This window comes from Nonomuraea recticatena, from assembly GCF_039533245.1.
GTDB classification, from domain to species: Bacteria; Actinomycetota; Actinomycetes; order Streptosporangiales; family Streptosporangiaceae; genus Nonomuraea; species Nonomuraea roseola.
The window spans coordinates 138,895-150,154 of sequence record NZ_BAAATE010000011.1; the positions used below are offsets into that span (position 1 = coordinate 138,895).

Annotated in this window: 10 protein-coding genes; 5 read left to right on the top strand and 5 right to left on the bottom strand. The window is 70.8% G+C overall.

The genetic code is table 11. The features are described from left to right. Positions 1-77 precede the first annotated feature (77 nt). Positions 78-2,582 carry a DEAD/DEAH box helicase gene (locus ABFX50_RS22395; RefSeq protein WP_183659671.1) on the bottom strand — a complete coding sequence of 835 codons (2,505 nt, stop codon included), beginning with the start codon at positions 2,580-2,582 and terminating at the stop codon, positions 78-80. 91 nt (positions 2,583-2,673) lie between these two features. Between ABFX50_RS22395 and ABFX50_RS22400 the strand changes: the two genes are divergently transcribed. Next, positions 2,674-3,702: a DUF4344 domain-containing metallopeptidase gene (locus tag ABFX50_RS22400; RefSeq protein WP_346149228.1), complete on the top strand. Its 1,029-nt coding sequence runs from the start codon at positions 2,674-2,676 to the stop codon at positions 3,700-3,702. Here the strand turns inward: ABFX50_RS22400 and ABFX50_RS22405 are convergent. Then, the gene (locus ABFX50_RS22405) at positions 3,612-4,853 is read right to left on the bottom strand and encodes an acyltransferase family protein (RefSeq protein WP_346149230.1); all 1,242 of its coding nucleotides are present in this window, start codon (positions 4,851-4,853) and stop codon (positions 3,612-3,614) included. The genes ABFX50_RS22400 and ABFX50_RS22405 overlap by 91 nt on opposite strands. Before the next feature lie 180 nt (positions 4,854-5,033). On the opposite strand from ABFX50_RS22405, the gene ABFX50_RS22410 reads away from it, so the two are divergent. After that, positions 5,034-6,281 (top strand): sensor histidine kinase, encoded by a 1,248-nt coding sequence (locus ABFX50_RS22410; protein ID WP_346149232.1) that lies wholly within the window; start codon positions 5,034-5,036, stop codon positions 6,279-6,281. Next, a complete protein-coding gene (locus ABFX50_RS22415; RefSeq protein WP_183659675.1) occupies positions 6,272-6,919 on the top strand; it encodes a response regulator in 648 nt (215 codons plus the stop codon). The genes ABFX50_RS22410 and ABFX50_RS22415 overlap by 10 nt, the downstream gene beginning before the upstream one ends. A 46-nt stretch (positions 6,920-6,965) precedes the next feature. Here ABFX50_RS22415 and mihF read toward each other — a convergent pair whose 3' ends face one another. The 3 genes from mihF to ABFX50_RS22430 form a co-directional block, all read right to left on the bottom strand. Then, entirely contained in the window at positions 6,966-7,274 is a 309-nt protein-coding gene (gene mihF, locus ABFX50_RS22420; protein ID WP_183659676.1) for an integration host factor, actinobacterial type, read from the bottom strand. A 102-nt stretch (positions 7,275-7,376) separates the two neighbouring features. Continuing rightward, a complete protein-coding gene (locus tag ABFX50_RS22425) occupies positions 7,377-7,799 on the bottom strand; it encodes a GlcG/HbpS family heme-binding protein (protein WP_183659677.1) in 423 nt (140 codons plus the stop codon). A 54-nt stretch (positions 7,800-7,853) separates the two neighbouring features. After that, positions 7,854-9,014, bottom strand: a complete 1,161-nt coding sequence (locus ABFX50_RS22430; RefSeq protein ID WP_346149235.1) for an ROK family protein — start codon at positions 9,012-9,014, stop codon at positions 7,854-7,856. Positions 9,015-9,037: 23 nt separating this feature from the next. Between ABFX50_RS22430 and ABFX50_RS22435 the strand changes: the two genes are divergently transcribed. Continuing rightward, positions 9,038-10,216: an MFS transporter gene (locus tag ABFX50_RS22435; RefSeq protein WP_346149237.1), complete on the top strand. Its 1,179-nt coding sequence runs from the start codon at positions 9,038-9,040 to the stop codon at positions 10,214-10,216. A gap of 28 nt (positions 10,217-10,244) precedes the next feature. Beyond that, the gene (locus ABFX50_RS22440) at positions 10,245-11,231 is read left to right on the top strand and encodes a phosphotransferase enzyme family protein (protein WP_346149239.1); all 987 of its coding nucleotides are present in this window, start codon (positions 10,245-10,247) and stop codon (positions 11,229-11,231) included. Positions 11,232-11,260 lie beyond the last annotated feature (29 nt).

Sequence of the window (11,260 nt, forward strand, 5' to 3'; positions counted from 1 at the left end):
GAGACGTGTGCCGGAACGTCCTTGCCAGTCCGTTCCGGCACACGTTCACCGCCCTCTGAACCCCGCCGACGCCGGGGTCACAGCCGGTTCAGGCCCATGACGTGCAGGACGGCGCGGCCCTCCTCGTCGGAGGCGGCCAGGTCGACCTGCGCGTCGATGCCCCAGTCGCCGTCGCCCGCGGGGTCCTTGACGACCTGCCGCACCTTCCAGAGCTCCTTCTCCTCCGTGATGCGCAGCAGGCCAGGCCCGCGCGCGTCGGCGTCGGTGAGGATCTCCTCGTGCTCGTCGTAGTAGGCGTCGAGCGCGGCGCTCCAGTCGACATCGGGGGCGAGCTCGGCCAGCTCGGCCTCCTTCTCCACGGCGCACAGCTCGACCAGGCGGAACATCGCGTTCCTGACCAGGACCCTGAAGGCGCGGGGGTTGCCGGTGACCGGCCTGACCTTGGTCTCCAGCGCCTGCGACTCCTCCAGCGCGCTCTCGGGGTTGCTGAGCTTCTCCCACTCGTCGATCAGCGACGAGTCGACCTGACGCACCAGCTCGCCGAGCCACTCGATGAGGTCGACGAGGTCTTCGGTCTTCAGATGCTCGGGGATCGTACGGCTCAGCGTGCGGTAGGCGTCGGCCAGGTAGCGCAGCACCGCACCCTCCGACCTGGACAGGTCGTAGACCTGGATGTACTCGGTGAAGGTCATCGCCCGCTCGTACATGTCGCGCACCACCGACTTGGGGCTGACGGTGTAGTCGCCCACCCACGGGTGACCGCGCCTGTAGGTCTCGTAGGCGCCGAGCAGGAGCGTCTCGAGCGGCATCGGGTACATGACCTCCTGCAGCGCCTCCATCCGCTCCTCGTACTCGATGCCGTCGGCCTTCATCTCCGCGACGGCCTCACCCCTGGCCTTCTTGAGCTGGGCGGCGAGCACCTGGCGCGGGTCGTCGAGGATGGACTCCACGATCGAGACCATGTCGAGGGCGTAGCTGGGCGAGCCGGTGTCGAGCAGGTCGAAGGCGGCGAGGGCGAAGGTGGACAGCGCCTGGTTGAGCGCGAAGTCCTCCTGCAGGTCGATGGTGAGCCTGGCCCTCCTGCCCTGCTCGTCGGGCTCGGCCAGCTGCTCGACCACGCCGCCCGCCAGCAGCGAGCGGTAGATCGCGATGGCCTGGCTGATGTGCCGCCGCTGCCACTTGCGGTCCTCGTGGTTGTCGGTCAGCAGGTGCTTCATCGCGGCGAAGCAGTCGCCCGGCCTGTTGATGACGGCCAGCAGCATGGCGTTGCTGACCTTGAAGCGGGAGGCGAGCGGCTCAGGCTCGGCGGTCTGCAGCTTCTCGAAGGTCTCCTCGCTCCAGCCGACGAAGCCCTCCGGCGGCTTCTTGCGGGCGTAGCCGCGGCGGCGCTTGGGATCGTCGCCGATCTTGGCGAGCGCCTTGGCGTTCTCGATGTCGTGCTCGGGGGCCTGGCAGGCGACGTAGCCGATCGTGTCGAAGCCCGCGCGGCCCGCCCTGCCCGCGATCTGGTGGAACTCGCGGGCGCGCAGGCGGCGCACCTTGTTGCCGTCGTACTTCGACAGCGCGGTGAAAAGCACGGTCCTGATCGGCACGTTGACGCCGACGCCGAGGGTGTCGGTGCCGCAGATGACCTTCAGCAGCCCGGCCTGCGCCAGGCGTTCGACCAGGCGGCGGTACTTCGGCAGCATGCCGGCGTGGTGGACGCCGATGCCGTGGCGCACCAGCCGCGACAGGGCCTTGCCGAACCTCGTGGTGAAGCGGAAGCCGCCGATCATCGCGGCGATGGCCTCCTTCTCGGCCTTGGAGCACATGTTGATGGACATGAGCGCCTGGGCCCGCTCCATGGCGGAGGCCTGGGTGAAGTGCACCACGTAGACGGGGCCCTGCCCGGTGCTGAGCATCTCCTCGAGAGACTCGTGAAGAGGCGTCATCCGGTAGGAGTAGACGAGAGGGACGGGACGCTCGGTGTGCTTGACGACCGAGGTCTCCCTGCCGGTGCGGCGGGTGAGGTCGTCCTTGAACATCGTGACGTCGCCGAGCGTGGCCGACATCAGGACGAACTGCACATTGGGCAGCTCCAGCAGCGGCACCTGCCACGCCCAGCCCCTGTCGGGCTCGGCGTAGAAGTGGAACTCGTCCATGACGACCTGACCGATGTCGGCCGCCGCGCCGTCGCGGAGCGCGACGTTGGCGAGGATCTCGGCGGTGCAGCAGATGATCGGGGCGCCGGGGTTGACGCTGGCGTCGCCCGTCATCATGCCGACGTTCTCGGTGCCGAACAGCGACACCAGGTCGAAGAACTTCTCCGACACCAGCGCCTTGATCGGCGCGGTGTAGAAGGTGCGCTGGTCGCGGGTGAGCGCGGCGAAGTGGGCGCCGGCCGCCACCAGGCTCTTGCCCGACCCCGTCGGGGTGGAGAGGATCAGGTTGTTGCCGGAGACCACCTCGATGAGCGCCTCCTCCTGGGCGGGGTAGAGAGTGAGCCCCCGTTCGGAGTTCCACGCGACGAACGCGTCGAAGATGGCATCGGGATCGGCGTCGATCTCTTCGGGAAGGCGGTCTATGAGGCTCACCCTCTCCATCTTGCCAAGTTCAGCGGGCAACCGGTTAACGAGATCTTGTCAAGGGACACCCGGTGGACAGCCCAGCGTAACGATTTGATTCCATAGTGTGATGAGACCTCGACCGCTCGTGGCCGTCGTGCTGGCCGTCGTGCTCGCCGGGTGTGGAACCACGCAGCCCACGCGGGAGACCCCGGTCACCCCGACCGTCACGACCGCCGCGCCCGCCACGCCCACGCCCACGCCCAGTGCGACGGGCACGTTCGCATTCGTCCCCTCGTACGAGACGCCGCGGGACAAGGCGCTGCTCCCGACGGAGAAGAAGATGCGGGAGAACCGTCTGGTCGAGAAGTGGGCCGAGGCGGCCAACGACGGGTTCGTCCCGCCGCAGAACATCCCGGTGATCGCCAAGCAGTGCGACACGGCCAACGCCTTCTACGACGAGGAGGAACGGACGCTCACCATGTGCTACGAGATGGCCGACTACCTGGCGGAGCTGTTCTCCAAGCCCGCGAAGGGGGAGGAGAAGCCGACCGCGCAGGAGGTCGGCGAGCACGTGGTGGGCGCGCTCAACGGCATCTACTTCCACGAGCTCGGGCACGCCCTGATCGACCTCTACGACCTGCCGACCACGGGCAAGGAGGAGGACGCCGTCGACCAGCTGTCGGCGCTGGTGCTCATCACCGAGGCCGAGGACGACAAGGACTACGGCTCCATCATCAGCACGATCGAGGCGTGGGGGAGGATGTCGAAGGAGACGGAGACGGGGCCGCTGGAACAGGACGACTTCGCCGGCGACCACTCGCTGAGCGGCCAGCGCTACTACAACGTCATGTGCTATCTGTACGGCTCGAACCACAACGCCTTCCTGCCCCTGGTCGCCGACGGCTCCCTGCCGGTGGAACGGGCGATGCGCTGCGAGCAGGAGTACGCCAAGATGGCCAGGGCGTGGGCCACCCTCCTCGGGCCGCACCTGCGAGAGGAGCCGCCGTCCCTCACCCCCTCGGCGGTGCCCACCTCCACCCCCTCGGTGAGGCCCCCCGGTGAGGCTCAGAGCCGGGCGCGGGGAGCGGTGAGCAGCAGGCCGCCCGCGATGGCCAGCGTCGACAGGACGGGCGCGCCCCCCGGCGCGAAGCCGTAGACGGTCAGGCCCAGCAGACCGCCGCCCACCAGCGCCGCCGCCGCCAGCGACGTGCCCCACGTGGCCCTGCCGTACGGCAGGGCGGGCGGCTCCTCGAAGCGCGCGAAGCCGCGCAGCAGCGGCCAGAGCACCAGGCAGAGCGCGCCGAACCACGCCGGCCAGCCGAGCAGCCAGCCCACGCTCCCCGGCGAGGGGGTGTCGGCGCCCAGCGCCACGACCACCACTCCGGTCACCGCGAACAGCGCCGGCATGTGCCAGAGGTAGACGGTCATCATCCTCGGCCCCGCCCACGCCACCAGCCGGTCGGTACGCAGCCGGGTGATCCACGGCCGCAGCAGCGTGGCGAGACCCACCTGGCCGAGGGAGACGGCCAGCATGGCGAGCGTGGGCGGCGCCATGTTCGACATCTCGGCCCCCGGCAGGCCGATCATGCTGCCCGGGTAGGGGCCGAAGGCCACCAGGAGGGCCGCCGCGCCGAACCCCGCCACGGCCAGCAGCCCCGGGCGCGTGATGCGGCGGTCGGCGTAGAGGAAGCCGAGCTGGTGGACGGCGAGCCAGACGAACAGGATGTTGAGGTAGCCGATCGCGTCGAGGCCAGAGGTGAACCTGACCAGGTCGGTGACGACCGCGCCGCCGGCCAGGGCCAGGGGGGCGAGCAGGCCGTACCTGTCGTGCAGCCTCAGCATCAGCGGCGTCGCGGTGACGGCGATCACGTAGACGGCGAGGAACCACAGCAGCTGACCGGTCAGCCGCGAGCCCACCTCGAGCGGCTGCTCGGGCACCCCGAGCGTGGCCAGAACCTGGGGGAAGGGGATCCACACCGCCGCCAGCGGCAGCACGGGCCAGGCCAGCCGCCGCAGCCGTACCGCCAGCCACGCGGGCGCCGTGCCGTGGGCGCGGCGGAAGCTGATCGCGTTGGCCGCGCCGCCGGCGAAGAACACCAGGGGCATGACCTGACTGATCCAGGTGATCACCCACACGCCCGGCGTGGACAGCGCGTTGCCCGTGGTCAGGCGGACACCGTCGTAGGCCAGTACGGGGATCGTCCAGTGCTGGAGCACCACCAGGGCCATCCCGGCGATCCTCAGGACGTCGATGAAGGTGTCCCTGGACTTGACCGGTGTCGCCGGTCGTTCGAGCAGGACGGTCATGGGGGGCCTCGATTCGGAAGGTGATGTCCCAAGGCTTCCGTCTCGCGGCCGCGCGCACAGTGACGCCGTCCGCCTTCTTCACGTCAAGATCGCACTACCGGGGATGGTAGGGCTGGCACTACCCCCTGACGCCTGCCCGCAGGGTCGAGTCCACACCTGCGAGACTCGTAGCGTGATGCCATGCGCTCCCTGACGAGGCGTGTCCTGCTGGACACCCGCTACCTCCTGGTCGGCTTCCCCGCGGCCGTCATCGCCTTCATCCTCCTCGTGACGGGTTTCGCGGCCGGGCTCGGCACCGTGGTGGTGTGGCTCGGCGTGCCGATCCTGAGCGGCACGCTGCTCATCGCGAGGGGCTTCGCCGACGTGGAGCGCGGCTGGCTGTCCGACGTGCTCAACCGCCCCGCCGTACGGCCCCGCTACAAGGGCGCTCCCGAGGGCGCGGGACGCTTCCGCCGCTTCGTGCACCCGCTGACCATCGGCCAGTCGTGGCTGGACCTGCTGCACGGGATCGTCAACTTCCCCGTCGCCGTCGTGACCTTCGTGGTGACCGTGGTGTTCTGGGCGATCACGATCACCGGCCTCACCTCTCCGCTGTGGGTCGCGTTCACCTCGCAGATCCCCGGCAACATGGAGCTGCCCGAGCTCCTCGGCCTGGGCGACACCTATCTGATCAACGCCACCTTCTACCTCGCGATCGGCCTGCTCGGGCTGCTGCTCCTGCCGATCATGGTCAGGGGAGCCGCGCTGCTGCGCTCGGGCCTCGGCAGGGCGCTGCTGACCACCGTGGCCGAGCTGCAGGAGCGCATCGACGACCTGGCCCAGGGCCGCGCCGCCGCGGTCTCGGCCGAGGCCGACGCGCTGCGCAGGCTGGAGCGCGACATCCACGACGGTCCCCAGCAGCGCCTGGTCTCCCTCGCGATGGAGCTCTCCCGCGCCCAGCGGCAGCTGAGGAAGGACCCCGCCGCCGCGCACGACACGATCGCCGAGGCCATCGCCGCCACCCGCGAGACGCTCGACGAGCTGCGCGCGCTCTCGCGCGGCATCGCCCCTCCGATCCTGGCCGACCGCGGGCTGCCGTCCGCGCTGGCCGCGCTGGCGGGCCGCTGCACCGTCCCCGTCGAGCTCGACGTGCAGATCGCCGAGCGCTACACCGCCGCGGTGGAGAACACGGTCTACTACGTGGTGGCCGAGTCGCTGACCAACATCGCCAAGCACAGCCGCGCCACGACCTGCTCGGTCCAGCTCAGCCGTACGGGGAACGTGCTCATGCTGACGATCGGGGATGATGGTGTCGGCGGCGCACACGTCGCCAAGGGACACGGTCTGGCCGGGCTGGCCGACCGGCTGCGCGCGGTCGACGGCGAGCTGGTCGTGAACTCACCCATGGGCGGGCCGACAGTGATCGTGGCGGAGGTACCGTGCGGGTAGTCGTGGCCGATGACGCGGTCCTGATCAGGGAAGGCCTGATCAGGCTGCTGGAGGAGTTCGGCTGCGAGGTGGTGGCGGCGGTCGGCGACGGCGACGCTCTCGTCGAAGCCGTGGCCTCGTTGAAGCCGGACGTGTCGGTGGTCGACGTGCGGATGCCGCCGTCCTTCACCGACGAGGGCCTGCGCGCCGCCGTGACGGCGCGTGGCAGGGTGCCGGGGGCGCCGGTGCTGATCCTGTCGCAGTACGTGGAGGTCTCCTACGCCGACGACCTGCTGGCCGACGCCCGTGGCGCGGTCGGCTACCTGCTGAAGGACAGGGTCGTCGATGTCGAGGAGTTCATGGAGGGGCTGCGGCGCGTCGCCTCCGGCGGCACGGTCTTCGATCCGCAGGTGGTGGCCCAGCTCATGGTGCGCAGGCGCAAGGATGATCCGCTGGCCCAGCTGACCCCGCGCGAACGGGAGGTGCTGGAGCTGATGGCCGAGGGGAAGTCGAATCCCGCCATCGGCAGGCAGCTCGTGGTGAGCGACGGCGCGGTGGAGAAGCACATCCGCAGCATCTTCTCCAAGCTCGGCCTCTACGCCGACGACGGTGACCAGCACCGCAGGGTGCTGGCCGTACTCGCCTACCTGCGAAGCTGAGGCGCTGAGGCGCGCGGCCGGTCCGCGAGGACCGGCCGCGAGGGGATCAAGCCCCGAGCGCGTCCACCAGCTTCTTGCGCTGCTGGGCGCCCAGGCCGCCGAGACGGCGCTTCTCGTCGACGCCCGCCTCCTCCATGAGCGCGGTGGCCTTGGCCGGGCCGACGCCCTTGACGGCGCGGAGCGCCTGCGACACCTTGATCTTCTTGGCGATGTCGTCGTCACGCTCCAGCAGGTCGGCGAAGGTCAGCTCGCCGGCCTTGACCTTGGCGAGCAGTGCGGTGCGGGCGGCGCGGGCCTCGGCGGCCTTCTCCAGCGCCGCCTTGCGCTGCTCCGGGGTCAGAGTGGGAAGTGCCATCTCAATCTCTCCTCGGGGAGTAATGCTTCGGGACTTTGTTACCCGTGGTGTCGCGGCTAATCATGGCGGATGCCAGCGGCTTGTGTTGCGGAAAGCCGCCGCTCAACCGGTGCGCCAGACGGAAGCGGCCGCCTCGGCGCACGCCACGTCCTGTGCGACGGTGCCTCCGCTGACCCCCACACCGCCGACCACGCGTTCTCCCTCACCGTAGCCCGCCCACAAGGGGATGCCGCCTCCGAAGCACACGAAGCGGTCGCCCGCGAGGCCGTAGAGCTCCCCTCCTGGAGCGGCCAGCGGGGCCAGGTCGGCGGTCGTCATGCGGTGGGCCACCGAGGTGTAGGCCTTGCCGGGAGCCAGGACGGGACCTGCGATCTCGGCCCCTTCCATGCGCTGGAAGGTCACCAGGTGTCCACCTGCGTCGACGACCGCGACAGAGACGAGCGCGCCTTCTCTGGCCGCCTGCCTGATCGCCGCCTCGCACATGCGAAGCGCGATCTCCAACCCCACCGCGTCCCGAAATTTCATGAACTCATGGGTATCGTCCGAAGTGTCCCCGTTGCAAGATCATCGTGGTTTCTGTCACATTTCGTTCTTCGGGCGTGTCGCACGCCAGCATTCGACCCCCTCGCGGGTCAGGAAGGCGTCAAACACCGACTCCATCGCCCCGACAAGGGGGCCTCTGTCGCCCAGCGCCGAGGGCAGGATCGGCGGCGGACGATCTCTGCGCATCGCCATGAGCGCGCCGTGGCAGGCTCGCTGGAGCGTGTCGCCGGTCAGCGCGACGCCGAGCCCTGACAGCGTGACGGTCGCGGGGTCGAGGGCGTTGATCAGAGCGCCGATGCCCTTGCCGAGAGCTCCTGCGTTGCTCTCGACGGCCTTGACGGCCTCGGGCTCCCCTCCTGCCGCGGCCTCGATGATGCGCTCGGCCTCGTGACGGCCCCGCCCCCGCCCCGCGGGCAGGCCCAGGTGGCGCAGGAGCGCGTTGCGGCCCACCGCGAGGCTCAGGCACCCTCGCGCGCCGCAGGGGCAGGGGTCGTCGCCGCCGGTGAGTGGCATGTGGCCGAACTCGCCCGCCGTACCGCCCGCCCCTGTCAGCGGGGTGCCGCCGATCAGCAGCGTGCCGCCGGGATCGAAGTCGACGTGCAGGTGCAGTCCCACGCTGACCCCTCGCAGGTGGCCCCTGCGCGCCTCGGCCAGCCCCGCGAGCCTGGCGTCGTTGCCGATCCGCAGCGGGACGCCGCCCAGGCCGAGCGCCTCGGCCACGGGGACCTCACGCCAGCCCAGGTGTGAGATGTCCAGCAGGCCGTCCTCGCGCACGGGACCGGAGGCCGACAGGCCCACGCCGACCACGCGCGGCCCCAGATGCGCCCGCAGAGCCGCGCCCAGGTCGTTCAGCGCGGCGGGCGTGCCGTCGTGCCCGCTGGCGGCCAGGACGGTCGACCCGCCGCCCAGCTCGCACGCGGCGATCGTCCAGGAGTCCTCGCGCAGGTCGGCGGCGAGGGCGAGAGGGCCGCGCGGATGCGGGCCTGGGATCTGCGTCGGGCGCCCCCTGGCGTGCTCCCCGGCCGGCTTCTCCTGGAGCAGTTCGTCCTCGACCAGCCCTGCCACCAGCACCGAGGCCGTGCCGCGGGCCAGTTCGAGATCGCGCGTCAGCTGCGAACGCGTACGGCTGGCGCCGCCGTCGTGGACCTCGCGCAGCAGTCGCAGCCTGTTGAGCGCCCGCAGGTCTCCCACATCCATGGAAGACAGTTTATGCTCTAGCCGTGAACAAAAGAGCGCGTATCGGTGTATTCGGTTTCTTCTTCCTCAACGGCTTCGTCATGGGGATGTGGGCCGCGGGACTGCCCGGCCTCAACGAGCGGCTCGACCTCGGGCCGGCCAAGCTCGGCGTCGCGCTGCTGCTCGTCTCCTTCGGAGCGCTGGTGTCGATGCTGGTCGCGGGGCCCCTCGTGGACCGGTGGACGAGCCGCAGGGTGTGCTGGATCGCGGGGCCCGCGTCGGGTGTGGTGCTGCTCGGCCCCGCGCTGGCGCCGAACTACGCGATGCTCTGCGTCATGGCCGTCGTGTTCGGACTGGGCCTCGGCTGCGTCGAGGTGGCGATGAACGTCCACTCGGTCGAGGTGGAGCACGCCTACGGCAGGCCGATCATCTCGGCCTTCCACGGCACGTGGAGCCTGGGCGGCGCGAGCGCGGGCGCGCTGACCGCCCTCGGGCTGCGGCTGGGAGCCGACGGGCAGGTCCTGCTGGTGGTGGCGGCGGTGACGGTCCCGCTGCTGTTCCTGCCCGCCGCGCGGCTGCTGCTGCCAGGAAGGCCCGCCGCCGCGTCGGAGCAGGGCTCGGGCGGGGGTGGCATGGGGGCGATGAAGTGGGGGCTCGTCGCGCTCCTCGGCGTGGTCGCCTTCGCGGGGCACCTGAGCGAGGGCGCGGCGATCGACTGGGCCGCCCTGCACGCGCGCTGGGTGCTCGACGCCGATCCCGCGGCGGCGCCGCTGGCGTACACGGTCTTCGCCGTGGCGATGACCTCGATCAGGCTGCTCGGCGACCCGATCAGGGCGCGACTCGGAGCCGTCAGGACGATCCAGCTGGCGGGCGGGTTCGCGACGGTGGGCTACCTGCTGGTGCTCCTGGTGCCGAACATCGTCGGGGCCTGGATCGGGTGGGCGCTCGCGGGCGTCGGCCTGGCCACCGTCGTGCCTGTGGTGTTCAGCGCGGTGGGGGCGGCGGGCGGCTCCGTCGGCAGGGCGCTGTCGGTGGTGACCGCCTTCGGGTACTCAGGACTGCTGGTGGGGCCCGCGGTGCTGGGGTTCGTGGCCGACAGCGCCTCGCTGCCGGTGGCGCTGATCATCCCCGCGGTGATGGCGGCCGTGGTCGGACTGGCAGGCACCCCCGCGATCCGCGCGATCACCACCGCCGCCCCCGAGAAGGTCCCGGTCTCGTCCTGACCGCCGCGGGTCACGGGACAATGGGCCGGTGGAGCTACATGATCTGTCCGCAGGCGGCGGCGTCCTCGACCAGGTGGGCGACGCGGCGCGCGCGGCCCTTGACCGTTACGCCGTCTCGCGGGCCGCCACCGTCACCCTGATCAATGTCTCGGAGAACGCGACGTTCCTGGTGGACGACTCCGGTACGGGGGAGCGGTCGATCCTGCGGGTGCACAGGCTCGGCTACCACGCGGCGGAGGCGATCCACTCGGAGCTGGCCTGGCTGACGGCCTTGCGCGCGCAGGCGGGCGTCAGGACCCCGGAAGTGATCCCCGCGAGGGACGGAGCCGGGGTCGTGCACGTCGCGGGCCGGCACGCGGTGATGTTCGAGTTCCTGCCCGGCGTCGAACCCCCCGCAGAGCGTCTGGTCGACGGCTTCAAGCAGCTCGGCGCGGTCACCGCCCGCATGCACAGGCACGCCAGGCGGTGGCGGCGGCCGCCCGGCTTCACCCGGTTCGCCTGGGACTGGGACGCGGCCTTCGGCGGGGAGGCGCGCTGGGGACGCTGGCAGGACGGCGTGGGCGTCGACGCGGAGGCGCGTGCCGTACTCGATCGGCTGGAAGGTCGCCTGCGCCAGCGCATCGGACGGTACGGCGACGGACCGGAGCGCTTCGGGCTGATCCACGCCGACATGCGCCTGGCCAACCTGCTGGACGACGGCGGACCCGAACCGAGCGTGATCGACTTCGACGACTGCGGGTTCGGCTGGCACGTCTACGACCTCGCGGCGGCGCTGAGCTTCATCGAGCACGAACCCGTGGTGCCCGAGCTGATCGACTCCTGGCTGGACGGCTACCGCGGCGAGGAGCCGTTCGGACGGGAGGACGAACGGGAGATCTGGACGTTCATCCTGTTCAGGCGGTTGCTGCTGACGGCGTGGATCGGCTCGCACCAGGGCGTGGAGATCGCCAGAGAGCTCGGCGCCGGCTACACCCTGGGCACCTGCGACCTCGCCGAGCGCTACCTCACCAGCTGACCTCCGGCTCCGCCTGGTCGCACCCCGCC

Coding starts and splice junctions, on each gene's coding strand:
- ABFX50_RS22395 (WP_183659671.1), bottom strand. CDS start 2,582: ATGGAGAGGGTGAGCCTCATAGACCGCCTTCCCGAAGAGATCGACGCC.
- ABFX50_RS22430 (WP_346149235.1), bottom strand. CDS start 9,014: ATGGATGTGGGAGACCTGCGGGCGCTCAACAGGCTGCGACTGCTGCGC.
- mihF (WP_183659676.1), bottom strand. CDS start 7,274: ATGGCACTTCCCACTCTGACCCCGGAGCAGCGCAAGGCGGCGCTGGAG.
- ABFX50_RS22405 (WP_346149230.1), bottom strand. CDS start 4,853: ATGACCGTCCTGCTCGAACGACCGGCGACACCGGTCAAGTCCAGGGAC.
- ABFX50_RS22410 (WP_346149232.1), top strand. CDS start 5,034: ATGCGCTCCCTGACGAGGCGTGTCCTGCTGGACACCCGCTACCTCCTG.
- ABFX50_RS22425 (WP_183659677.1), bottom strand. CDS start 7,799: ATGAAATTTCGGGACGCGGTGGGGTTGGAGATCGCGCTTCGCATGTGC.
- ABFX50_RS22400 (WP_346149228.1), top strand. CDS start 2,674: ATGAGACCTCGACCGCTCGTGGCCGTCGTGCTGGCCGTCGTGCTCGCC.